This is a genomic window from Aurantibacter aestuarii, from assembly GCF_003008425.1.
GTDB lineage: Bacteria > Bacteroidota > Bacteroidia > Flavobacteriales > Flavobacteriaceae > Aurantibacter > Aurantibacter aestuarii.
This window is the reverse complement of record NZ_PXOQ01000009.1, coordinates 257373-283050: the sequence shown is the minus strand read 5'-3', so window position 1 is coordinate 283050 and position 25678 is coordinate 257373. Positions and strand designations below refer to the sequence as shown.

General features: G+C 31.3%; 26 protein-coding genes. 23 read left to right on the top strand and 3 right to left on the bottom strand.

Annotation, left to right across the window (positions count from 1 at the left end; genetic code table 11):
- Positions 1–13: 13 nt before the first annotated feature.
- The 19 genes from C7H52_RS08015 (at position 14) to hisIE (ending at position 20139) form a co-directional block, all read left to right on the top strand.
- Positions 14–949 (top strand): UDP-3-O-(3-hydroxymyristoyl)glucosamine N-acyltransferase, encoded by a 936-nt coding sequence (locus C7H52_RS08015; protein ID WP_106463383.1) that lies wholly within the window; start codon positions 14–16, stop codon positions 947–949.
- Entirely contained in the window at positions 950–1315 is a 366-nt protein-coding gene (locus C7H52_RS08010; protein ID WP_106463382.1) for a nuclear transport factor 2 family protein, read from the top strand.
- Positions 1316–1415: 100 nt separating this feature from the next.
- Complete coding sequence (gene sucD, locus C7H52_RS08005; RefSeq protein WP_106463381.1) at positions 1416–2288, top strand: succinate--CoA ligase subunit alpha; 873 nt, start codon at positions 1416–1418, stop codon at positions 2286–2288.
- 86 nt (positions 2289–2374) lie between these two features.
- Entirely contained in the window at positions 2375–5353 is a 2979-nt protein-coding gene (locus tag C7H52_RS08000) for a M16 family metallopeptidase (protein WP_106463380.1), read from the top strand.
- Positions 5354–5496: 143 nt separating this feature from the next.
- Positions 5497–6243, top strand: a complete 747-nt coding sequence (gene fabG, locus C7H52_RS07995; protein WP_106463379.1) for a 3-oxoacyl-[acyl-carrier-protein] reductase — start codon at positions 5497–5499, stop codon at positions 6241–6243.
- A 28-nt stretch (positions 6244–6271) separates the two neighbouring features.
- The gene (locus tag C7H52_RS13585; protein WP_181256236.1) at positions 6272–6337 is read left to right on the top strand and encodes a lipoprotein; all 66 of its coding nucleotides are present in this window, start codon (positions 6272–6274) and stop codon (positions 6335–6337) included.
- A gap of 44 nt (positions 6338–6381) precedes the next feature.
- Complete coding sequence (locus C7H52_RS07990) at positions 6382–7395, top strand: hypothetical protein (protein WP_106463378.1); 1014 nt, start codon at positions 6382–6384, stop codon at positions 7393–7395.
- Positions 7396–9429 carry a hypothetical protein gene (locus tag C7H52_RS07985; protein ID WP_106463377.1) on the top strand — a complete coding sequence of 678 codons (2034 nt, stop codon included), beginning with the start codon at positions 7396–7398 and terminating at the stop codon, positions 9427–9429.
- A 15-nt stretch (positions 9430–9444) separates the two neighbouring features.
- On the top strand, positions 9445–10260 hold the full coding sequence (locus tag C7H52_RS07980) for a prohibitin family protein (RefSeq protein WP_106463376.1): 816 nt from the start codon (positions 9445–9447) through the stop codon (positions 10258–10260).
- Positions 10261–10386: 126 nt separating this feature from the next.
- Positions 10387–12156 (top strand): T9SS type A sorting domain-containing protein, encoded by a 1770-nt coding sequence (locus tag C7H52_RS07975; RefSeq protein ID WP_146130026.1) that lies wholly within the window; start codon positions 10387–10389, stop codon positions 12154–12156.
- Positions 12157–12454: 298 nt separating this feature from the next.
- On the top strand, positions 12455–13312 hold the full coding sequence (hisG, locus tag C7H52_RS07970) for an ATP phosphoribosyltransferase (protein ID WP_106463374.1): 858 nt from the start codon (positions 12455–12457) through the stop codon (positions 13310–13312).
- A 49-nt stretch (positions 13313–13361) separates the two neighbouring features.
- Positions 13362–14645: a histidinol dehydrogenase gene (gene hisD, locus C7H52_RS07965; protein WP_106463373.1), complete on the top strand. Its 1284-nt coding sequence runs from the start codon at positions 13362–13364 to the stop codon at positions 14643–14645.
- A 27-nt stretch (positions 14646–14672) separates the two neighbouring features.
- Complete coding sequence (gene hisC, locus C7H52_RS07960) at positions 14673–15719, top strand: histidinol-phosphate transaminase (protein ID WP_106463372.1); 1047 nt, start codon at positions 14673–14675, stop codon at positions 15717–15719.
- Position 15720: 1 nt separating this feature from the next.
- Positions 15721–16860 (top strand): bifunctional histidinol-phosphatase/imidazoleglycerol-phosphate dehydratase HisB, encoded by a 1140-nt coding sequence (gene hisB, locus C7H52_RS07955; protein WP_106463371.1) that lies wholly within the window; start codon positions 15721–15723, stop codon positions 16858–16860.
- A gap of 53 nt (positions 16861–16913) precedes the next feature.
- A complete protein-coding gene (gene hisH / locus C7H52_RS07950) occupies positions 16914–17495 on the top strand; it encodes an imidazole glycerol phosphate synthase subunit HisH (RefSeq protein ID WP_106463370.1) in 582 nt (193 codons plus the stop codon).
- Position 17496: 1 nt separating this feature from the next.
- The gene (locus C7H52_RS07945) at positions 17497–17760 is read left to right on the top strand and encodes a hypothetical protein (protein WP_106463369.1); all 264 of its coding nucleotides are present in this window, start codon (positions 17497–17499) and stop codon (positions 17758–17760) included.
- 108 nt (positions 17761–17868) lie between these two features.
- Positions 17869–18594: a 1-(5-phosphoribosyl)-5-[(5-phosphoribosylamino)methylideneamino]imidazole-4-carboxamide isomerase gene (hisA, locus tag C7H52_RS07940; RefSeq protein ID WP_106463913.1), complete on the top strand. Its 726-nt coding sequence runs from the start codon at positions 17869–17871 to the stop codon at positions 18592–18594.
- An 81-nt stretch (positions 18595–18675) separates the two neighbouring features.
- On the top strand, positions 18676–19431 hold the full coding sequence (hisF, locus tag C7H52_RS07935) for an imidazole glycerol phosphate synthase subunit HisF (protein ID WP_106463368.1): 756 nt from the start codon (positions 18676–18678) through the stop codon (positions 19429–19431).
- A gap of 105 nt (positions 19432–19536) precedes the next feature.
- Entirely contained in the window at positions 19537–20139 is a 603-nt protein-coding gene (gene hisIE, locus C7H52_RS07930) for a bifunctional phosphoribosyl-AMP cyclohydrolase/phosphoribosyl-ATP diphosphatase HisIE (protein WP_106463367.1), read from the top strand.
- A gap of 8 nt (positions 20140–20147) precedes the next feature.
- Here the strand turns inward: hisIE and C7H52_RS07925 are convergent, their stop codons facing one another.
- Genes C7H52_RS07925 through C7H52_RS07915 form a run of 3 tightly spaced genes read right to left on the bottom strand, consistent with a single transcriptional unit; the run spans position 20148 to position 22852 of the window.
- Positions 20148–20636: a hypothetical protein gene (locus tag C7H52_RS07925; RefSeq protein ID WP_106463366.1), complete on the bottom strand. Its 489-nt coding sequence runs from the start codon at positions 20634–20636 to the stop codon at positions 20148–20150.
- 17 nt (positions 20637–20653) lie between these two features.
- On the bottom strand, positions 20654–22372 hold the full coding sequence (locus C7H52_RS07920; protein ID WP_106463365.1) for a sodium:solute symporter family protein: 1719 nt from the start codon (positions 22370–22372) through the stop codon (positions 20654–20656).
- A 39-nt stretch (positions 22373–22411) separates the two neighbouring features.
- On the bottom strand, positions 22412–22852 hold the full coding sequence (locus C7H52_RS07915; protein ID WP_106463364.1) for a hypothetical protein: 441 nt from the start codon (positions 22850–22852) through the stop codon (positions 22412–22414).
- An 85-nt stretch (positions 22853–22937) separates the two neighbouring features.
- Between C7H52_RS07915 and C7H52_RS07910 the strand changes: the two genes are divergently transcribed.
- The 4 genes from C7H52_RS07910 (at position 22938) to C7H52_RS07895 (ending at position 25676) form a co-directional block, all read left to right on the top strand.
- Positions 22938–23723 carry a tRNA pseudouridine synthase A gene (locus C7H52_RS07910; RefSeq protein WP_106463363.1) on the top strand — a complete coding sequence of 262 codons (786 nt, stop codon included), beginning with the start codon at positions 22938–22940 and terminating at the stop codon, positions 23721–23723.
- A 124-nt stretch (positions 23724–23847) separates the two neighbouring features.
- Positions 23848–24354, top strand: coding sequence for a Dps family protein (locus tag C7H52_RS07905; RefSeq protein WP_106463362.1), 507 nt, complete (start codon positions 23848–23850; stop codon positions 24352–24354).
- Between the two features lie 31 nt (positions 24355–24385).
- Positions 24386–24943, top strand: a complete 558-nt coding sequence (locus C7H52_RS07900; protein WP_106463361.1) for a hypothetical protein — start codon at positions 24386–24388, stop codon at positions 24941–24943.
- A gap of 70 nt (positions 24944–25013) precedes the next feature.
- On the top strand, positions 25014–25676 hold the full coding sequence (locus tag C7H52_RS07895; RefSeq protein WP_106463360.1) for a DUF2461 domain-containing protein: 663 nt from the start codon (positions 25014–25016) through the stop codon (positions 25674–25676).
- Positions 25677–25678: the final 2 nt, after the last annotated feature.

Here is a 25678-nt window from a genome sequence, read left to right as displayed (position 1 = left end):
CACTTTAAAAATTATGAAGTTCCCTAAAACATATAGTTTAAAAGATATAGCTGCAATAATTAATTGTAGTTATGTTGGTGATGATAATTTTCCTGTAGATGGGATGAATGAAATTCATGTTGTAGAAGCAGGAGATATTGTTTTTGTTGATCATCCAAAATACTATGATAAAGCACTAAATAGTGCTGCAACTATAGTTTTAATAAATAAGGAAGTGACCTGTCCAGATGGTAAGGCCTTACTTATCAGTAATGATCCCTTTAGAGATTTTAATAAATTAACTTCATATTTCAAACCATTTCAAGCATCAAATTTCTCTATCTCAGATTCGGCAATAATTGGAAAGGACACAGTTATTCAACCTAATTGTTTTATTGGTCACAACGTTTCAATTGGTAAAAACTGTATTATCCATGCTAACGTTAGCATTTATGATGATTGTGTTATAGGTGACGATGTAGTAATAAATGCAGGAACAGTAATTGGAGGAAATGCTTTTTATTACAAGACTAGACCTGAAGGATTTGATCAATTACTATCAGGTGGTCGTGTAATCATAGAAAACAACGTTCATATAGGTGCAGCTTGTACTATAGACAAAGGGGTTACCGGAGATACAACAATAGGTGAAGGCACAAAATTGGATAATCAAATTCAAGTTGGACACGATACTATTATTGGTAAGAAGTGTTTAATAGCATCTCAAACTGGCATTGCAGGTTGTTGTGTTATTGAAGATGAAGTAACTATCTGGGGTCAAGTTGGTACTAATAGCGGGATTAAAATAGGTAAAAAGGCAGTTATATTAGGTCAAACAGGCGTTACCAAATCAGTAGAAGGTTACAAAACTTATTTTGGAACACCAATTGAAGAATCGAGAGTTAAACTTAAGGAGTTAGCTTTATTAAGAAGGTTGCCTGCTCTTTTAGAACAATTTAAAATTAAGTAAATGTCTGCAAAAGAAATTATATCCAAATTTTATACTTTAGACTTTGTTAAGGATGCAAATGTAATGTCTTATTTTCATGATGATTTTGAAATGACATGGAACAGTTCTAAAGGTACTTTACATTACAACTTAGAGGATGTCAAAAATCTATTCAGCGAGTTAAAAAGAAATTTCCATTCGTATCAAGCTCAAATTCATCAATTACACGAAGAAAGCAACTTTGTTACCGTAAGGTTTACCGTATATGTTACAGCAATAGAACGTCCAGAAAAGGAAGACGCTTTGGCTAATTTCATTTCTATAGTAGAAGTTAAGGACTCTAAAGTTTACAAAATTAATCAAATTAGTCAATTGGCAGACCATTAATAAAACGACTATAATTAAATTAAAATTAAACCAAAAATACTTTTTTAAATACCTTCATAAAACTTACTTTTGTGAAGGTTAAAAAATCAAAAAATTAAACATGAGCGTATTAGTTAATAAAGATTCAAAAATTATAGTTCAAGGTTTTACTGGTAGTGAAGGTTCTTTTCACGCTAGTCAAATGATAGAGTACGGAACTAATGTTGTTGGAGGTGTTACTCCAGGTAAAGGTGGTCAAACACACTTAGATCGTCCGGTATTTAATACAGTAGAAGAAGCTGTACAAAAAGCAGGAGCAGATACAACTATTATTTTTGTTCCGCCAGCATTTGCTGCAGATGCTATTATGGAAGCTGCAGACGCTGGGATAAAAGTGATTATTACCATTACTGAAGGTATTCCTGTAGCAGACATGATTAAAGCTGCAGATTATATAAAAGGAAAAAACTGTCGCTTAATTGGTCCTAACTGCCCAGGTGTTATAACTCCAGGTGAAGCTAAAGTTGGTATCATGCCAGGTTTCGTTTTCAAAAAAGGAAATGTTGGAATTGTATCTAAATCTGGAACTTTAACTTACGAAGCTGCAGACCAAGTTGTAAAACAAGGTTTAGGTATTACTACTGCTATTGGTATTGGTGGAGATCCAATTATTGGTACAACTACCAAAGAAGCGGTAGAGTTATTAATAAACGACCCAGAAACCGAATGTGTTGTAATGATTGGTGAAATAGGTGGTCAATTAGAAGCAGATGCAGCTAACTGGTACAAAGCTAGTGGATCAAAAAAACCAGTAGTTGGTTTTATAGCAGGCGAAACTGCTCCAGCTGGTCGTACAATGGGTCACGCAGGTGCTATTGTAGGTGGATCGGATGATACAGCTCAGGCTAAAAAAGCTATTATGAAAGCTTGTGGAATCCACGTTGTGGATTCTCCAGCAGAAATTGGTAAAAAAGTAGCTGAAGTTTTAGGATAATATATTTAGTATAAAAATAAATTAATTTAAAGTTCGTTAGGCTATTATAGTCTAACGAACTTTTTTTATAAACCAAAATTAAACTTATGAAGTATTTTAAACTCTTGCCTGTTTTGGCATTACTAGTCGTTTCTTTTAGCTGTAAAAAAGATAACAATAAATCCAAGGATACAGCTATGGCAGTTGTACAAACCCAAAAAGATGCTAATGGGTTTAGTTACGAAACAGTTAAAAACGATCCTACCGGGTTACGTTTGTACACTTTAGATAACGGACTTAAAGTCTATCTGAGCAAAAATGAGGAAGAACCAACCATTCAAACTTACATTGCCGTTCGTGCTGGATCTAATTACGATCCTAAAGAATCTACAGGTTTAGCGCACTATTTAGAACACATGGTATTTAAAGGAACAGATGAAATAGGTACAGAAAATTGGGAAGAAGAGAAAAAATATTTAGATCAGATTTCAAATCTATACGAGTTACATCGTGCAGAAACCAATCCAGATAAAAAAAGTATTCTATATAAGAAAATAGATTCTGTTTCTTTAATTGCATCTAATTATTCTATTGCTAATGAGTATGATAAGATGTTAACATCTCTTGGAGCAACAGGTACCAATGCTCATACTTGGTTTGAAGAAACGGTCTATAAAAATAAAATTCCAGCAAACGAACTAGATAAATGGCTTACTGTGGAGACAGAACGTTTTAGCCAATTAGTATTACGCTTATTTCATACCGAATTAGAAGCGGTGTTTGAAGAGTTTAACAGAGGACAGGATAATGACGGACGTAAGCAATATGCAGCTATGTTAGAAGGTTTATTTCCAAACCATCCTTACGGACAACAAACCACTATTGGTACGGCAGAGCATTTAAAAAATCCTTCAATGGTAGATATTAATAATTATTTCGATAAATATTATGTGCCTAATAACATGGCAGTAGTTTTAGTGGGAGATTTAGATTTTGATGCTACTATAAAAAAGGTAAATGATAACTTTGGAAAATTTGAGAAAAAAGAAGTAGTTCATCCAGAATTACCAAAAGAAACACCACTTACAGCTCCTGTTGTAAAAGAAGTGTTTGGTCCAACTGCAGAAAGTGTTTCTATTGCGTTCAGATCTAAAGGAGTTAACACTAAGGAAGAAAAGTTAGTGACCTTATGTGATATGATTTTAGCTAATGGAAACGCTGGAATTATCGATTTAAATCTAAATCAGAAACAATTAGTTCAATATGCTGGTTGTTCTACTCAATTTTTAAATGATTATGGCTATCATAATTTTTCTGGTAGACCAAAAGACGGACAAACTTTAGATGAAGTTAAGTCTCTAATCTTAACTCAAATTAATGAGTTAAAAGCTGGTAATTTTGAAGAGTGGATGATTGAGGCTGTTGTAAACGATTTAAAAAAATCGCAAATGCGTCGATACGAAAACGCTACAGCTGTAGCAACAGCCTATTATGATGCTTTTATTCATCATGAAGAATGGAAAGATAAAGTTTCGTTTTTAGACGATTTAAAAATGATTTCTAAAAAGGAATTAGTCGATTTTGCTAATTCGTTTTACAAAGACAATTATGTGGTAACTTATAAGCGTCAAGGAGAAGACAAATCTATTGCTAAAGTTCAAAATCCAGGTATTACTCAAATTAATTTAAATAGAGGTAAGTCTTCAGATTTTATTCAGAAATTTAATAAAATGGAGTCTCAGCCTTTAGAGCCTAAATATATAGATTATAAAACCGCAATTAAAGAGACTAAAACCGATAGTGGTATTAATGTATCTTATGTAGAAAATGAAACGAATGATTTATTCGATTTAAATCTTATTTTCGATATGGGCTATGATAGCGATCAAAAATTAGGTTTAGCAGTAAACTATCTTGAATATTTAGGAACCGACAAATACACGGCTGAAGAATTAAAGAAAGAGTTTTATAAATTAGGTATAGATTACAGAGTAAATGCAGGAGCAGAAAAAAGTTATATCACGCTGTCTGGTCTTAAGGAAAATTTGCCAAAAGGTTTAGAATTATTGGAAGACTTACTTACTAATGCAAAGTCTAATCCTGAAGCTTACGATAAGTTAGTAGAATCCATAGCTAAATCAAGACAAGATACCAAAACGAATAAAGGTGCTATTTTAAGAAACGGTCTTACAAACTATGCTAAGTATGGAGAGAATTCTCGATTGAGAAATATAATGACAATTAGCGAGTTAAAAGCTATTAATCCTGAAGAATTAGTTGCTATTGCTACAGATTTAAAAAATTATAAACACCGCATTTTTTATTACGGAAAAGATGTTGAAGATGCTGTTTCTGCTTTAAACAACCATCATAAAGTTTCAGTACAATTAAAAGACTATCCTGAAGCTGTGGTTTACGATGAACAAGAAACTGGAGGAAATGTTTATTTTGTAGATTTCGATATGGTACAAGCAGAAATGATGTTTTTAGCAAAAGGAGAACCTTTTAAACCAGAAAACATGGCTGCTTCAACGTTGTTTAATACGTATTTCGGTAGCGGATTATCTTCTATTGTATTCCAAGAAATTAGAGAATCTAAAGCTTTAGCGTATTCAGCCTATGCTTACTATGCAGATGCATCAGATAAAGAAGATTCTAATTATGTTATGGCGTATATGGGAACTCAGGCTAATAAAATGCCACAGGCTGTAGACGCCATGATGACGTTAATGAATGACATGCCAGAATCTGAAGAACAATTTCAATCGGCTAAAGAATCTGTTTTAAAAGAATTAGCTTCTCAACGTATTACAAAATCTAGTATTTTCTGGAATTATGAGAGCTTAAAGAAACGTGGTATAGAAAACGATAACCGTAAAGAAATGTACGAAGCTATTAAGAATATGGAGTTAAAAGACCTTCGTGAATTCTTTAACAAAAACATTAAAGGCGAAAACTATAATGTTATGGTTATTGGTAACAAGAAAGACATCGACTTTAAAGAATTAAAGCGTTTAGGTAAAGTTCAGGAAATGGATATCGATTATCTGTTTAATTATGAAAAACCTAAAGAAGTTAAGTTGTAAACCTAAAGTTAGTTAACTGTAAAGCATTTTGCTTAAAAAATAAATCCCTTCAATACTAAAAATTGAAGGGATTTTTAGTTTTTAAAAGTCGGCTTTATTAGTATATTTGAACTTATTAATAAATAAAACTAAACCATTTATATATGAAGCTTTTAGAAGGTAAAACAGCTATAATAACAGGAGCAAGTAGAGGTATAGGTAAAGGAATTGCAGAAGTTTTTGCAAAAAACGGTGCTAACGTAGCATTTACTTACAGCTCTTCTGTGGAAGCGGCAAACGAGTTAGAAAAAGAATTAACCGCTTTAGGCGTAAAAGCTAAAGGCTATAAAAGTAACGCAGCAAGCTTTACAGAATCTCAGGAACTAGCAGATGCAGTTGTAGCAGAATTTGGTAGTATTGATGTATTAATTAATAATGCTGGAATTACAAAGGATAATTTATTAATGCGTATTTCAGAAGAAGATTTTGATACGGTTATAGAAGTTAATTTAAAATCGGTATTTAACATGACTAAAGCTGTACAACGTACCATGCTTAAGCAACGTAAAGGCTCAATTATTAACATGAGTTCTGTAGTTGGTGTTAAAGGTAATGCAGGGCAAACTAACTATGCGGCAAGTAAAGCTGGTATTATTGGCTTTTCTAAATCTGTGGCTTTAGAGTTAGGCTCAAGAAACATTAGAAGTAATGTGATTGCTCCAGGTTTTATAGAAACCGAAATGACAGCTAAGTTAGACGAAAAAACCGTTCAAGGTTGGAGAGATTCTATTCCTTTAAAACGTGGTGGTTCTCCAGAAGATGTAGCTAATGTTTGTGTATTCTTAGCAAGCGATATGTCTGCTTACGTTACAGGACAAACGCTTAATGTAGATGGCGGAATGTTAACTTAATTTAAAGTATAAACTTCATAAATAAATAATGAAAAAAATAATTATTGTTCTAGTAGTATTAATTTTAGTAACTGCTTGCAGATCTGCTATTTAAATTTACTTTTCCAAGGTTATAAATTTTAAAATAAAAAATATAAAATGATTAAAAATTTATTATCAATTTTAATTGTAATAATTGGATTTACAACTCTTAATGCACAAGTATATGTTGGAGAAATAAAGCACAGTAAATCAATTTACACCAACAAACCAGATGAGTTAAAACAGGAAGATTTTGATAAAATTAAAAATGCAAAAATCTTTTTTGTATATAATGAAGATGTATATCAATCGAGTTTTAATTTAGAACAATTTAAAACTATGGTTAAAAACTCATGGGATGTTAGTGAGTATGAGGTTATATCTGAAAGCGAAATAATTTCTAAAGTTAAAATTGGAGATGCAATAGTATACTTTACAACTAGTGAATATAGGTCTTCAAATATGGCTTTTAATGCAGATAAATCTTATGAAAATACAAGAATTGAGTTTAGTATTTTAAAAGAATATAAAGTTAAGAAAAAGGAAACATTATTAGATACTTTTATCTTTGCAGATATTTTTATAAGTATTGGTTCAAGAACTTCAGTAGGTATGGTTCAAACAAGTGTTAAAAAAGAAAATCAATTAAAGTTACATACTGGAAAATTTCAAATTGAAAATTATTTCAGATTTATTAATAATAAAATTAAAAACAATGAATCTTTTATTTCTTGGGGAGATTTTTCAACCAGTGAAATATCAGATTTGAAAAATAATGATTTATTAATTAGTTATTTAAGTATAATGGGGTATACCATTAAAGAATACATTGGTAATGGTTATACTTTAGAGCAAATTGAATCTCATCATAAAAATAAAACTTTAAAAAAATATGACTATTCTTTTGTTTTAAAACAAGAAGATGAAATTTCTGAGTTATTATATGAAAAAACAAAAAATAATGAATTAGCTTATTATTTAGTTATGAATCCATCAAGGCATTTTAAAGTGGTAAATATATTTGATAATAAAGGTAATATGGTTTTTCAAAATTATCAGGGAGCTTCTTGGATGATAAATAATAAAGATTTAAAAAACTTAAACAAAGCTATAGAAACAGGTTCATTTTAAATGACAATCCAAACTTATATATATCTAATTATAGCAGTAATTGTGGCACTTTTAGCTTCATTATTTCTATATCATTATAAATCTAAAAGCGCATTTAAACATAATGCGCTTTTTGCTATACTTAGGTTTTGTACTATTTTTTTAATTTTAATATTACTTATAAATCCTAAAATTAAAAACACTACGGTTTATAATGAAAAACCAAACTTATTAGTAGTTGCAGATAATTCTAACTCTCTAGACTTTTTAAAACAAAAAGAAACTATTGTAAGCCTTGTAGAGGCTTACAACAATAATTCTCGTTTAAAGAAGAAATTTAATATTATAAACTATCAATTTAGTGATCAATTAACTACATCAGATACGTTAAACTTTAAAAGCAAACAAACCAATATTAGCAAAGCTTTAGAGGAATTAAACCGTATTTATAAAAGCACAGTAGCGCCAACCGTATTAATAACCGATGGAAACCAAACGATAGGAAACGATTACGAATTTAGTGCTAAAGCCTATAACAATTCTATATATCCAATAATTGTAGGAGATACTACTGTTTATGACGATTTAAGTATAAAAACCTTAAACGTTAACAAATACGCTTATTTAAAGAATAAGTTTCCTGTAGAACTTATTTTAATGTATCAAGGTGAAGCTTCAGTACAACAAACACTAAGTATTTCAAATAATGGTAGTATAGTCTTTTCAAAAACTATTGATTTTTCAAAAGAAAATAACAGCCAAGTGTTGAATATTGAGTTACCAACCAGTCGTGTTGGTGTACAAACTTATGTGGCATCCATTTCAACTTTAGATAACGAAAAAAATACGGTAAACAATACTAAAAACTTTGCAATAGAAGTCGTGGACGAGTCCACTAAAGTCGCTATTGTTAGTACCTTGATGCATCCAGATTTAGGTGTACTTAAAAAAAGTATTGAAACTAATAAACAAAGACAGGCTAAAATATTAGAACCAAAAGAATTAAAAAATCAGATTAATGATTTTCAATTAGTTATACTATATCAACCAAATAGTTTGTTTAAGGATTTATATTCAGATTTAATCGCAAATGCAGTACATACATGGACCATTACAGGCACAAAAACAGATTGGGGATTTTTAAACAAACAAAATGCATATTTCAATTTCGAACCAACTATGCAAACTGAAGATTATCAACCAGAGCTAAACACAGGGTTTAATGCATTTATAATTCCAGATTTAGATTTTGAAGATTATCCTCCATTACAATCCACTTTTGGAACTACTAAATTCAATAACGCTTATCAAACCTTACTTTATAAAACGGTTAATGGTATTAAAACAAAAGAATCTCTATTTGCAACTTTAGAAGATGGTTCTCAAAGACATGCGTTTTTATTTGGTGAAAATATATGGAAGTGGAGAGCTCAAAGTTTTTTGAACCAGCAAAATTTTATGGCTTTTGATGAGTTCATTGGAAAAACAATTCAATACATAGCTTCAAAACAACGTAAAGAGCGATTAAGTTTAGACTATCTTTCGTTTTACGATGGAACAGAAGCTCAAATACTAAAAGCTCAGGTCTTTAATAAAAATTACGAATTTACAGCTAATCAAGAAGTCTTAATTACTTTGAAAAATACCGAAACAAACGAAACTAAAACCTTACCTTTGGTATTAAATAATAATTATTACAGTGTTAATCTAAGTCAGTTATCTGCGGGAGATTATACATTCACAGTCAATGTACCTCAAGAAAATTTAAGTAGGTCTGGTGCTTTCAAAATCTTAGATTATAATATTGAAACTCAATTTTCTAGTGCTAATTTTACTAAACTAAATATAATAGCACAAGAAAAAAATACTAAGGTCGTAACAGCAAGTAGTATTGAAGAAAACATTAGTGTTTTACTTAATGATAAGCGTTATTTACCTATACAAAAAAGTCAAACCACAACCGAAGAACTTATAAACTGGTACTATTTACTATTTATAATTATTTTATTAATAGCAGTAGAATGGTTTATTAGAAAATATAAAGGATTAATTTAAAACTATAAATAGAAAATGGAAAAACTACCAAAAGCAGGCATACCAGTAATTATTGGGATCATAATTATTTTAATTATATTATTTAAATCGGCTATTACCATAAAATCTGGACAAGCAGGCGTATTATACAAAACCTTTGATGGTGGTGTAGTTGTAGATGAACCTGCATTAGGCGAAGGATTTCATGTAATAGCTCCATGGAACGATGTTTTTGTATATGAAGTAAGACAGCAAGAATTATTTGAAAAAATGAAAGTATTATCTTCTAACGGACTAGAAATTCAAATTGATGCATCTGCTTGGTATGAGCCAGTATATTCACAATTAGGAAAATTACACAAATCTATTGGAGAAAACTATTTGGACCGCGTCATTAAACCAGCTATAAGAAGTGCAGCCCGAAGTGTTGTAGGTCGTTATACGCCAGAGCAATTGTATTCTAGTAAGCGTGACGCTATTCAAGATGAAATTTTTGATGAAACTAAAAAGATTTTAAATAAGCAAAACGTACAATTAAATGAAGTTTTAGTGCGTGATGTAACTTTACCAAATACTATTAAAGACGCAATTGAACGTAAGTTAAAACAAGAACAAGAATCTTTAGAATACGAATTTAGATTAGTTACAGCTCAAAAAGAAGCCGAAAAGGTACGTATTGAAGCTCAAGGTAAAGCAGATGCTAATAAAATTTTAAGTGCTTCGTTAAATGATCAAATTTTAAAGGATAAAGGAATAGAAGCAACTATGAAATTGAGTAATTCACCAAACAGTAAAGTCATTGTTATTGGTTCTGGAGATTCCGGATTACCAATTATTTTAGGAAATCAATAAATTTTTGACTAAAAATTTAAATATTTCATAATTATTTTCAATTTAAAACTTATATTTAAAATCCATTTGAGGAATCAAGTGGATTTTTTCATTTTAAAATATTTTCAAACTAAAAAACCTAATCTATTGAAATCAATTTTTACACTCTTTTTATGTTTCAGCCTTTCATACGCGTATGCTCAAACTTGTACGCCAGAACCTAAAGTCTTAATCGCAGGAGATTCTTGGGCTCAATACATGTATGATGATGGAACACACAATGAAATTTTTAATAAGTTTGGTCATCCAGATTACGATTTACTTGGTCAATCTCTAGGCTCTAATCCTGGTGCAGGTTATGGAGGAAGTGAATATGCCATTAGTGGTTCTGAAGCCAGAGAATGGGCGGATATGGTAAATTATCCTTGGATAGACAATGTCATAAACGAAATTACTAACAACCCAACCATTGAAACTGTTATTTTAAGTATTGGCGGTAACGATATCTTAGCCGCTAAATCTGGTGGAGGCTGGTATAAAGACATGGATTTAGATGTTCCAGGCTCTGAAGCGGCTTTATTTGCAACTATACGAGCTAATACCTTTACAATTATTAACCAAATTATTGCAGCGCACCCTAATGTAGATATTTTACTTTCTAGTTACGATTATCCAAATTTTAATACGGGGTTTTTATGTTTTGCTTATGCATGTCCAAAACGAAGGGATTTAAGTAGAGATCCTAATAACGATTTAATTACAGATGCAGAATTAAATCAAATGATGGTTACTATAGAGGACGAGCGAATTTCTTGGCTTGGTTTAGAACCAAAGTTATTTTTTGATAATGCAATTGGCTTATCTCATTATTACTATGGTGATGGTGTGAGTGCTCCAGGAACTTTGTCATTACCAGAGCAACAAGCTCCTTTTTCTGCTAATTTTTATGGCGGAAATATAAACAGACCTAGTATTCGTCCTAATTTCAGAAATGCAGCAGATCCCATTCATTTAAGTGCTAATGCATACAGATATAAAATTACACATCAGGCTCTTAATTATTTTATGCCAAAAATTAGAAATGACGTTACAACAACTTTTTTCTCAAATGGAGGTTCAGAAGATGGCTGGACTAATGGGAATACTATAGGTACTGGACAAGTTAGAGTAGGAGATGATGGTACTAATAGCTATAAAGGCATTTTAAGCTTTGATACCAGCGCATTACCTAGTGATGCTGTAGTAGAAAAAGCAAGTATTTATTTAATACGAAATGCAAGCAATACTACCAATCCTTTTACTTCTGGAGCTTTAGGCACACCGCTTTTGGAAATTAAATCAGGAAGTTTTGGGGCAATTGGTCTTGAAAATTCAGATTTCACAGAGGTTGCAGATGTTGTAGATGCGGGATGTTTCCATGGAACTGTTTCAACCAACGGTTATGCGCTTCGTATAGATTTAAACGCGAATGGTATGGCAGCGGTTAACTTAAATGGAACAACTCAGTTTAGATTATCCTTTCCAAACGTTAATGCTAATGCGGATTATATAGATTTTAACACGGGTGATGCTGTTTTAGACAATGACTTCTCTACAGTAGGCCTTGCAGAGTATATGAATAATGCTAAACCATTTTTAGATGTCGAGTATTCTCAACCATTAAGTGTTGAGCAATTTAATACAAATAACTTTACATTATATCCAAACCCGGTTAAGGATAATTTTCATATTAAAGGTTTAGACCATTTGAAGTATAATTTACAAATAATTACGGTAGATGGTAGAGTTGTTAAACAAATATCTCAAATTTCGGACAACCAGTCAATATCTACTGCAGGTTTGGCTAATGGTTTCTATTTGGTCAAATTAACAACAGGAACTCAGCCTACAACAATTAAGTTTTTAAAATCAAATTAAAATTAAATAAAAGAGATTTTCAATTAGTTAATCGGCTTAAACTTAACGCTAATGTGTGAATACCGAATAAATATTCAAAAAGTTTCTAATAAAGTTTTTTCTTTAATATTTTTTTCTCAAATTTGCACTTTAAGAATTAACTATGTATAACAATAACTTACATCACCATCATTTTTTAACTGGCTATCAAGCGAGGTAAAATGTATTGATGTAAATTCATATATAACTAAACCCGTTTGAGAAATCGAATGGGTTTTTTGTTTTCATTCGTTTTCCTTAGACACCAAAAAAATAAAACATGAAAAAATTAAAAATTGCAGTTCAAAAATCAGGTCGTCTTAACGAAGATTCTATGAAACTTTTAAAGGATATTGGAATTTCTGTGGACAATGGAAAAGATCAACTTAAAGCATCTGCCAGAAACTTTCCTTTAGAAGTATTTTACTTAAGAAATGGAGATATACCTCAATACCTTCGAGATGGAGTAGTCGATGCCGCTATTATTGGAGAAAATGTTTTAGTTGAAAAAGGTCAAGACTTAACTATTGTAGAGAAGTTAGGTTTTTCTAAATGTAAAGTTTCTATAGCGGTACCCAAAAGTGTAAAATATACATCTATCAAAGAATTAGAAGGTAAACGTATTGCGACATCTTATCCTAATACGGTAAACGAGTTTTTAGATAAAAATGGAGTTAAGGCAAATATTCACATCATTAATGGTTCTGTAGAAATTGCACCTAATATTGGTTTAGCAGATGCAATTGTAGATATTGTATCAAGTGGAAGCACTTTGTTTAAAAATAATTTAAAAGAAGCAGAAGTACTTTTAACTTCTGAAGCAGTTTTAGCTTCATCTCCAAACTTGGACACAGAAGCCAAAGCCATTTTAAATAAAATTCAATTTAGAATTCAATCTGTTTTAAAAGGAACAAGTAATAAATATGTATTATTAAACGCTCCAAATAACAAAATAGATGCCATCATAAATATTTTACCAGGAATGAAGAGTCCGACCATTTTACCCTTGGCACAAGAAGGTTGGAGTTCTATACATTCAGTTATAAATAAGAATGATTTTTGGGAAGTTATAGATCGGTTGAAAGAACAAGGAGCTGAAGGAATTTTAGTATGTCCAATTGAAAATATGGTATTATAAATTTAAATTTTCAGGTTTAAAAAACCTCGATACTAAATAAAGACTTAGAATGAAAACAATTATAAATCCAGATAAACCAGATTGGGTTAATGTTTTAAAAAGACCTACTCAAACTGTAGACGATATTGAAGCTACTGTAAATCAAATTTTTGATGATGTGGCTCGTAATGGAGATCAAGCTATTTCAAAATATACCGAAATGTTTGATGGTTGTACTTTAAATTCAATTGAAGTTACTACTGAAGAAACTCAAAAAGCTTCAGCATTGGTTTCAGAAGAACTAAAAAAAGCCATACAACTGGCAAAATCTAATATTGAATCCTTCCATAAAGCTCAGAAAACTGAAAGAGTTTTTGTAGAAACGGTTAAAGGTGTAAAATGTTGGCAAGAAAAAAGAGCTATACAAAAAGTGGGGTTATATATTCCTGGAGGAACAGCTCCTTTATTTTCAACCATATTAATGTTAGTAGTACCCGCACAAATTGCAGGTTGTAAAGAAATTGTACTTTGTACGCCTCCAAATGCTAAAGGAAATATAGCTAACGAAATTTTGTATACAGCACAACTGTGTGGCGTTACAAAAATTATAAAAGTTGGAGGAATCCAAGCTATTGCAGGAATGACATTTGGAACAGAAACCATTCCTCAGGTTTATAAAATATTTGGTCCAGGAAATCAATTCGTAACAGTTGCTAAGCAAATTTCTACCAAATTTGGTGTTGCAATTGATATGCCTGCAGGTCCTAGTGAACTTTTAGTAGTGGCAGATACTTCGGCTCATCCCGCTTATGTCGCATCAGACTTATTAAGTCAGGCAGAACATGGAGCAGATAGTCAGGTTATTCTAGTGACCGATACTTTAGAATTTATCACTAATGTTCAAAATGAAATTGAGAAACAATTAGAGCAACTTCCAAGAAAAGATATTGCACAAAATGCCTTGAAAAACTCTAAAGCATTCATGATAGAGTCGGCTGAAGATGCACTGCAACTTATTAATAGCTATGCACCAGAACATTTAATTATTGCCACTAGAAACGATGATTTTTTTGTGAATAACATTCAAAACGCAGGATCTGTATTTATAGGCAATTTCACTCCTGAAAGTGCAGGAGATTATGCGTCTGGTACTAATCATACTTTGCCAACTAACGGATTTAGTAGAGCATATTCTGGAGTAAATCTAGATAGTTTTACCAAAGCTATTACTTTTCAAAAAATTTCAGAAGAAGGCATGTTACAAATTGGCAAAACAATAGAATTAATGGCTGAAGCTGAAGGTTTACAAGCACATAAAAATGCCGTAACCCTTCGATTAAACGATTTAAAATAATATTGTAATTGTCTTAACACACCAATCATGACAGAAATATTTAATATTAATGCGCTCACAAGAGAAAATATAAAAAAATTAGAGGCTTACTCTTCAGCAAGAAATGAGTTTAAAGGTTTAGTTGATAATGTTATTTTTTTAGATGCTAATGAAAATCCTTTCGAAAATGGAATAAATCGTTATCCGGATCCTTTACAAAATCAGGTTAAACAAATATTAACCGAAATACATAAAATTTCTCAAGAACAAATGCTCTTAGGAAATGGAAGTGATGAAGTTTTAGACCTTATTTTTAGAGCTTTCTGCGAACCAAACATTGATAACATCATTACTTTGCCGCCAACATATGGCATGTATCAGGTTTTAGCTGAAGTTAATGCTATAGAAGTAAAAGAAGTTCTGTTAAATAAAAATTTTCAGCCAGATGTTGATACTATTTTAAGCGCAGTAAATGCCAATACAAAATTATTGTTTTTATGCTCTCCAAATAATCCCACAGGAAATTCTTTTTCAGAAGAAGCCGTTTTGACACTTTTAGATAAATTTAAGGGGCTTATTGTTATTGATGAAGCTTATATCGATTTTTCAAAACAACAAAGTTGGTTAAAACGTTTAGAAGAATTCCCCAATTTAATTATTACACAAACACTTTCTAAGGCTTATGGTATGGCTGGTATTAGATTAGGTATTTGCTATGCGTCTAAAGAAATTATTTCCATTTTAAATCGCATTAAACCACCATATAACGTAAATCAACTTACACAGCAAAAGGCAATTTCACGATTATCTGATTTAAAACAAATTCGTCATCAAATTGCCGATATATTAGTAGAAAGAGAACGTCTTTCTGATGCTTTAAAGGACATTAGTTGTGTAAAAACTATTTATCCATCAGATGCTAATTTCATTTTAATTAAAGTAGATGATGCCACGAAACGTTATAATCAACTTCTAGAACAAAATATCGTTATTAGAAATCGAAGCAAGCAACATTTATGTGAAAATTGTTTACGATTGACCATTGGAACACCTATAGAAAACAAAAAATTAATTGAAGCTTTCAAATCTTTATAAAATGAAAAAAGTATTATTTATAGATAGAGATGGCACATTGGTGTTAGAGCCACCAGTAGATTATCAACTAGACAGTTTAGAGAAGTTGGAATTTTATCCAAAAGTGTTTCAATATATGGCTAAAATAGCTTCAGAATTGGATTACGAATTGGTTATGGTTACTAATCAGGATGGTTTAGGAACCGATTCATTTCCAGAAGACACCTTTTGGCCAGCTCAAAATAAAGTCATTTCAGCTTTTGAAAAAGAAGGCGTGGTTTTTTCTGAAGTTTTTATAGATAAAACTTTTCCGCATGAAAATGCAGATACCCGAAAACCAAGAACAGGTTTGTTAACGCAATATTTTGATAAAGATGTTTACGATTTAGAAAATTCTTTTGTTTTAGGTGATAGAATTACCGATATGGAATTGGCTAAAAACTTAGGAGCAAAAGGTATTTATTTATCTGAAGATCCAGAACTTGGCGCAGATGAAATTGAATCTAATAAAAAAGAAATTAATGACTGTATAGCGCTAACTAGTACAGACTGGAAAGCAATTTACGAGTTTTTAAAATTAGAAGATCGTGTTTCTGAAATCACTCGTAATACCAACGAAACTAAAATTTACATTAAGTTGAATTTAGATGGTTCTGGGAAAAATAATATCGATACAGGTTTAAACTTTTTCGACCACATGTTAGACCAAATTGGTCGTCATGGTGCTATGGATTTAACCATAAAAGTGGATGGCGATTTAGAAGTGGATGAACACCATACCATAGAAGACACCATGATTGCTTTAGGTGAACTATTTAATAAAGCATTAGGAAATAAATTAGGTATTGAACGCTACGGATTTTGCCTACCAATGGACGACTGTTTAGCGCAAGTTGCAGTAGATTTTGGAGGAAGAAACTGGTTAGAATGGGATGCAGAATTTAAACGTGAAAAAATAGGAGATATGCCAACTGAAATGTTTTTTCACCTGTTTAAATCGTTTACAGACGGTGCAAAATGTAACCTAAATATTAAAGCTGAAGGTGATAATGAACATCACAAAATTGAAGGCATTTTTAAAGCATTTGCAAAAGCCATGAAAATGGCAGTAAAAAGAGATTCAAACAAAATGTTTTTACCATCTACAAAAGGAATGTTATAAATAGCCTTTTGTTGTTAGCTGTTAGCTAATAGCCAAAAGCCAAAAGCTAAGAAATGAAATTAGTTATAATAAATTACGGTGCAGGAAACATTAAAAGCATACAGTTTGCTTTTAAACGTTTAGGTGTCGATGCGGTGTTATCAAATAATACAGAAGAAATTAAAGCTGCGGACAAAGTCATTTTTCCTGGTGTAGGCGAAGCTAAATCTGCCATGCTAATGCTAAAATCTACAGGTTTAGATACGCTAATCCCTAATTTAACTCAGCCAGTTTTAGGCATTTGTTTGGGTATGCAACTTATGTGTAAATCATCAGAAGAAGGTAACACAAAAGGTTTAGGTATTTTTAATGTAGATGTAAAACGTTTTTCAAACCAAGTCAAAGTCCCACAAATGGGTTGGAATACCATTTCGGAGTTAAAAAGTCCTTTATTTAAAGGAATTAAAGAAGATGAATTTATGTATTTGGTACATAGCTTTTATGCAGAATCTTGTAATGAACAAATTGCAACAACCAATTATGAGTTACATTACGCTTCAGCATTACAAAAAGACAATTTTTATGGCGTTCAATTTCACCCAGAAAAGAGTAGTGTAGCAGGAGAACAAATTTTGAAGAATTTTTTAGAACTGTGAAATGAATAAAAAGGTGTTAATTGAGAAAATCGACATAATTTTATATGAAGATTGGGATCCGATAGGTATATATACGACGAATTTTCTGAATGAATATTCAGGATATGTGCCAACTATTTATAAGAAAATGATTTCAGGAGGAGATAAAAAAGGTTTATCCGATTTACTCTTAAAATTTGAAGTTTCAAGTATGGGGCTTTCGGGAAATAGAGATAGATGTGATTTGGTAGCTTCAAAAATTTTGAAATTAAAAAATGACAGATGATACTATTTAGTAATCATACTTACTATAGATAAAATGTCCCCTCGAGCGCAGTCGAGAGGTCTAATTGAGGTCTCGACTGCGCTCGACCTGACAGAAGAAAATAAAAAAATGAGAATAATACCAGCAATAGACATCATCGACGGAAAATGTGTACGTCTAAGTAAAGGCGATTACAACACCAAAAAAATATATAATGAAAGTCCTCTGGAAGTCGCTAAAGAATTTCAGGATGCAGGCATCGAGTATTTACATGTGGTCGATTTAGATGGCGCGAAAGCCAAACATATTGTAAATCATAAAGTGTTAGAGCAAATTGCTTCTAAAACGAATTTAAAAATAGATTTTGGTGGTGGACTAAAAACTAACGAAGATTTAAATATAGCATTTAACTCTGGAGCTTCGCAAATTACTGGCGGAAGTATTGCAGTTAAAAACCCAGAAATTTTTCAGGAATGGCTTACTAAATTTGGTAGCGATAAAATTATCCTTGGAGCCGATTGCAACAACGAAAATATTGCGATTAGTGGTTGGTTAGAAGAAAGCGATTTAAAAGTAATTCCGTTTATACAAAATTATCAATCAAAAGGTGTGAGTTACGTGATTTGTACCGACATTTCTAAAGATGGAATGCTTGAAGGTCCTAGTTTTGATTTATACCAACGTATTCTTAATGAAACAAAAGGCATTAAATTAATAGCTTCAGGAGGCATTTCAACCTTTGATGAATTACCAAAATTAGCAGAATTAGGTTGCGAAGGTATTATTATTGGAAAAGCTATTTACGAAAATCGCATTAGCTTAAAACAATTGGAAAATTTTATATTAAATAAATAATTTGTCTGTTCGAGCGCAGTCAAGAACTAATAACCTTTCGACTACGCTCAAGGAGACACTATAAGCCAAAAGCTATAAAGTATGCTTACAAAACGAATTATACCTTGCTTAGATATTAAAAATGGACGTACTGTAAAAGGTGTCAACTTTGTCGATTTACGAGATGCAGGAGATCCAGTAGAATTGGCTAAGCAATATGCTTTAAAAGGTGCAGATGAATTGGTGTTTTTAGACATTTCAGCAACATTAGAAGGCAGAAAAACCAGGATAGAAATGGTTCTTAAAGTAGCAGAACAGGTAAATATTCCGTTTACAGTTGGTGGAGGTATTTCAAGCATTGCAGATGTTGATGTACTTTTACAATCTGGAGCAGATAAAGTGTCTATAAATTCTTCCGCAGTAAAACGACCAGAATTAATTAACGAATTGGCTAATAAGTTTGGTAGTCAGTGTGTGGTGGTGGCTATAGATGCTAAAAACATCAATGGAAATTGGATGGTGCATTTAGCAGGAGGAACTATTCCAACAGAACTTAATTTATTCGATTGGGCAAAAGAAGTAGAGCAACGTGGCGCAGGAGAAATTCTGTTTACCTCTATGGATAACGATGGAACTAAAGATGGTTTTGCAAACGAAGCTTTAGCTAAACTTTCGGAAGAACTTAATATTCCTATCATTGCGTCTGGTGGCGCAGGAACCATTCAGCATTTTATAGATACATTTAAAATTGGAAAAAGTGACGCTGCTTTGGCTGCAAGTGTATTTCATTTTGGTGAAATACCGATTTTAGATTTAAAAGAAGCTTTAAAAAAGGAGAATATTCCGGTGCGTTTGTAAATATAAATGTCTTCTCAAACGCAGTCGAGAGGTTTACATTAGTAAAATAGCTCTCGACCAAACAAAAACAGTCTAACGACTATAAACTAAAGACTAATAACTATTATGAACATAGATTTTAATAAAAATAGCGACGGATTAGTACCAGTAATCATTCAAGACACTACAACTAAAAACGTGTTGATGTTAGGTTACATGAACGAAGAAGCTTTAAAAGTCACAAAAGACACTAAAAAAGTAACCTTTTACAGCCGAACTAAAAACAGATTGTGGACTAAAGGTGAAGAAAGTGGTAACTTTTTAAATCTTGTAGATATAAAATTAGATTGCGATAATGATACGCTTTTAATACAAGTAAATCCTGTAGGACCAACCTGTCATAAAGGAACTGACACCTGTTGGGCAGAAGCTAACGCTGAAAATTTTGGTTTTATTTCTAAATTAGAACATACGATTGAAAGTCGTGTAAAAGCAGGAAATGCTGAAAAATCTTATGTGGCTTCACTATTTGCTTCAGGCATAAATAAAGTGGCTCAAAAAGTAGGAGAGGAAGCAGTAGAAGTGGTTATTGAAGCTATGGATAATGACGACGAATTATTTTTAAATGAAAGTGCCGATTTATTGTTTCATTATCTAATGCTACTTCAAGCTAAAGGATTTAAGTTGGAAAATGTCGTTAATATTTTAAAAGGAAGAGAGAAAAAATAGGTTTTAATTTAAAGATATATAAAAAAGGCAATACTTATAAATAGTATGCCCACTATGTAAAAGATATGATAAAATGTAAATGACTTATTTTTCTTATCTACTGTAATCTCATAATGGTCACCTCTTTTCAGATAAATGATTTTTATAAATTGATTCATATATTCCTGGGAAATATGATATTCTAATTTTTTAGTAATCTCTATTTGATTTTTGTTTTTGAATTTTATGATTGGATAATAACAAATCTCCATTCTCCCTTTTCTTGTAACATAAAAATCTTTAATAAAATTGACGACTTGCGCTTTAGTTTTTATCCCATGTTTTATAACGTCATCATTATCTTTTTGAAGTCTTAAACCTAAAAAAATAAATAAACTACCAATAGTAAATAAAATGGTACTTTCTAAATGTGCTTCGTTAGATAGTTTTATGAAGTATAAAAACACACCAAAACCTAGCACAAATAGAACTGTTTTTTTTAATAAATTTATCTGCATGCTAAATTAATCAGTAATTATTTCAAAATTCTTGAAATAACATATCCGCAAATAGCAGAAAATAGAAGTAAAGCTGAAGCGATAAGATGTTCGCCATAAATAAATTTTCCTATACTAAAAAGTAAACTATATACACCAAAAACGCCACAGAAGAAACCTATTATTTTGCTACCAAAACCTTTAAATTTTGAGTCTTCTCCAAATATTAACTGGTTAAAAGTTTCTAAAGTATTTTTATCGGACGGCTGAGTTAGTAAAGTCACAATAATCCAGCTAAATGTGGTAATTATAACGCCTGAAACTAACTGCCAATGTCCGGCAAGTTCTATAATAGGCGTGTCTAATTTCCCGTTAACAAAAAAGAACACAGCAATTATAAAAGAGACTACCATAGCAGTAATCTCACTCCAAGGATTTATTCTGTGCCAAAACCATCTTAAAATGTATAATAAACCTGTTCCTGCACCAATTTGAAGTAATAAATTTAAAACTTCTCCAGCCGATTGTAACGTAAAAGACAATAAAGCAGCTAGAACCATTAAAACGATAGTAGAAATCCGACCCACTAAAACCTGATCCTTATCTGATGCTTCTGGTTTTAAAAAGCGTTTATAAAAATCGTTTACAATGTAAGAACTTCCCCAGTTTAATTGCGTAGAAATTGTACTCATAAATGCAGCTATAAGCGAGAGTAACACAATACCCAACAAACCAGATGGTAAATAAGTCATCATAGCAGCATAAGCCACATCTTCGCCCTGCATAGTTGCAGTTAAATTTGGGAATGTTTGATTTATACTTTCTAAATTCGGAAAAATAATTAAAGAGGCTAAACCAACTAAAATCCAAGGAAATGGACGAATAGCGTAGTGTGCTACATTAAAAAACAACGTTGCCCAAGTAGCGTGCTTTTCATCTTTTGCAGCTAACATACGTTGCGCTATGTAACCACCACCACCAGGTTCTGCTCCTGGATACCAAGTACTCCACCATTGTACCGCTAGAGGAATTATTAATAATGTAATTAATGCTTGAGTATTACTAAAATCTGGAAAAAAGGCTAATTTATCAGCTACATTTACATGAGCTAATAAGTTAGTGGTTCCTCCAATTTCTGGAAGATTTATAATGTAAATGGTTGCCCAAACACTTCCTATCATAGCGATAGTAAATTGTATAAAATCGGTAATTAAAACACCTTTTAACCCACCAAAAGCTGAATAAAATACAACTATTATAGAGGAATAAATAAGCATTTCAGTTTGAGAAATTCCTAAAAGAATGTTTGCTATTTTTGCACCTGCTAAACAAACACCTGCCATAGTTATTACATTAAAGATGACTCCTAGATAAATGGCACGAAACCCGCGTAAATAACCAGCTAGTTTACCACTATAGCGTAGCTCATAGAATTCTAAATCGGTTGTAATACCACTTTTACGCCACAATTTAGCATAGAAGAATACGGTTAACATACCCGTTAATAACATAGCCCACCAAACCCAGTTTCCAGAAACACCATTTTGTCTTACTAATTGAGTTACTAGTCCAGGTGTATCGGCAGCAAATGTTGTAGCAACCATACTTACACCTAATAACCACCAAGGCATATTTCGTCCAGATAGAAAAAACGATTTACTATCGGTTCCTGCTTGTTTTGATACATAAACACCAATAAAGGCAAACAATGCTAAAAAAAAGATAATTATTGCCCAATCAAGAGTTGTTAATGCCATAAAGAGTAGTGTCTTTTGTAATTTAAATAAATTTAAAGCTTAGTTTAACCAACGATGTTTAATTCCTTTTCTAGCCAAACGTACTAATGCAAAACTAATAAGAATAACTGTTACGGGTAATATTAAACCTAAAGGTCCATAATACTCAATAGAGCCGCTAAAGAAGATTTGATACGTCATTTGTACTAACACTGCAACAAAAGAAATTAGGAGTAAGATTTTTGAAAACTTCTTTCGTGCTAATAATAAAATGGTTCCTAATAATCCAAAAAAAACAGAAACAGCAAATGCAGCCATAACCCAGTTTGGCGTATTGTAAACCATTTCTAAAATAGTTGGGTCCGGATACATTTCTTTTAAATACTCGGTTTTAAAGGCCTGTTGTAAATATTGGTTAACACCTAAAAGGTTCCAAGCCAATCCGATAACTGCAAAAATCCAGTACCAAAATGGTGGTTTTTGCTTAGAAAATCCTGTCATAATTTTATAAAATATATACTGTTTATTAGCGATACAAGGTATAAAATTTTGTTTAAACTAATAAATTAAGTTAATTGCCTTTTATATGGTATTCGAAAAAAAATATTTCTACGTAATCAGGCTTCAATATTTGGGGTATAGGTTTCATGGTTGGCAAAAACAACCTAATGTTAAAACCTTGCACCTTATGGTTGACAGGACTTTTAATTACATCTTAGAAGGAAAGAAATTTAAAACTTTAATTTCTGGTAGAACCGATGCTATGGTGAGTGCCGAAGAAACGGCAATGGAATTATTTATTTACGAACCCATTAATGATATTGAAGCTTTTTTAGCACTCTTCAATTTAAACTTGCCTCAGGATATTAGAGCTTTAAGTATGTATCAGGTTGATGCTGATTTTAATATTATTCAAAACTCTAAAGTAAAAGAATATAATTATCTGTTTACATATGGAGAAAAATGCCATCCATTTTGCGCTCCTATAATGACAACCATTTTAGGCGATTTGGATATAGATGTAATGATAAAAGGCGCACAGTTATTTACTGGAGACCATTATTTTAAAGCCTATTGTTATAAACCAAAGGAAAATGGTGTGTATCAAAGAGAGATTATGTCTTCTGAAATAGTATTAAATACAGATTATACTGCTAGTTTTTTCCCTGAAAAATCTTACATCTTCAAAGTTAAAGGTCAGGGATTTATGAGAAATCAAATACGGCTAATGATGGGGACATTATTAGAATTAGGACAAGGTAAAAGAACTTTAGCTGAAATAGAAGAAAGTTTGAATGAATCTTATCCATACAATATGCAATATATAGCTCCTGCATCTGGGCTAATTTTAAAGTCTATTACATTTGATTAGCCATTTTTAACTTAATTTAACTTAATTTTTTTTTGTTTTGGTTAAAGGTTGTTAATCTTATCAACCATAGGGTTTTATAGTTGTAATTTTAGTTTATAAATAACTAAAAAACAACTTTAAATATATGAGTTACCTTAACATTAAAGACGAAAAATTATTACCAACAATTACTGAATTAAATACACTTTTAGCAGATTACAGTGTATACTACCAAAAGCTTAGAAGTTTTCATTGGAATGTTTTAGGTCATAATTTTTTCGATTTACATGAACTTTTTGAAAACATGTATAATGATGCTAAAATTAAAATTGATGAAATCGCCGAACGTATATTAACACTTAGACATCATCCCGTAAGTAATTTTTCAGATTATCTAAAAATGTCATCGGTTAAAGAATCTTCTCCTTTAATTTCTGATGCAGATATGATTACCACGTTAATGGATGATCACAAAAAAATATTACAACAAATGTCTAACGTTGTTAAAAAGGCAGATAGTTGTGGAGATGAAGGAACTATCGATTTAATTGGAGCTTATATTAGAGAATTAGAGAAGTCAAGTTGGATGTTAAATGCTTGGTCTAAAAAAACAAGCGAACAATTGAGTCTTAAAGGCTCAAAACTTAAATAAAAATTATTACTAACCTTAAATTAAATAAATTATGAAAACGTTAAAAATTAGTGTATTAGCTATTATGCTTACAAGTCTTGCAGTAGCTCAAGAGAAAAAGGCTGCAAATGTAGATGTGGAAGAAACTGAAACCGTTACAACCTCTTACGTTAAGAAAGATGGAAAAGTAATGAAAGAAGAAGTCAAAACAAAAGTAAAAAAAGAAACTCCAATTACTTTTGAGAAGAAAACAGGAAAATTAAATAGAGAAAAAAATCCTACAAAAGTGACTAAAACAGTTTCAATTAATAATGATTGGGATCCGTTTTATGACGAAGAAAATACAGTTGTGTATTATTCTTATGATAATCATTACTATAACTTCACCAATGATGATAAAGGATTTACTGTAAGTAATATGGATGATAAAAACAATGTTTTTAGATCTGGTAGAGCTATACAGTTAAATAATTCTAACAATTATCTAATAACTACAGATAATTATTCAGGAGTTGGATATTTTAATGCTGAAGGAAATTTTGTTGTAAAGTATTATGATAAAACAAATGATGATGTTGTGGAAATTGAGTACGTAACTTCAGTAAAATAATTAATCTAATTAATTACTTTAAAAAGCTTCACTTTGTGGAGCTTTTTTTATTTTTATAAAAATATATTGCATGAAAGACGTTTTAGAGTTTCTAATTAAACTAGAAAATAATAATGATAGAGATTGGTTTGAAAAAAACAAACCTGAATTTAAGAAAGTACAACTTCAATTTAAAGAACGTTTTCAATATTTAGAAAGTTTAATGAAAACGCACGATGACCTTGATAATTCTAAAATTTTCAGAATTTATAGAGATGTACGTTTTTCTAAAAACAAATTACCATATAAAACTCACTTTTCTGGTAGTTTCCATCGCAGGAAGCCGCAATTACGTGGCGGATATTATGTTCATATTCAACCAAAAAACAAATCATTTATTGCTGCAGGATTTTGGGATCCAAACAAAGAAGACTTATTGCGTATACGTAAAGAATTTGAAATGGATGACCAAGAAATTCGCGATATTTTAAATATCAATGCGTTTAAATCTGTTTGGGGTGAAATGGAAGGTGATGAGCTTAAAACCGCACCAAGAGATTTTGATAAACAACATAAAGCAATTGACTTAATCCGCAAGAAACAGTTCATTTTTACAAAAAAGCTTACAGATAAAGAAGTCTTATCTAAAAATTTTGAAACTCAAGTGAGTCAGAATTTTAAAACCATACGTCCATTTTTCGATTATATGAGCGATGTATTAACCACTAATTTAAATGGAGAAATTTTAATATAAAA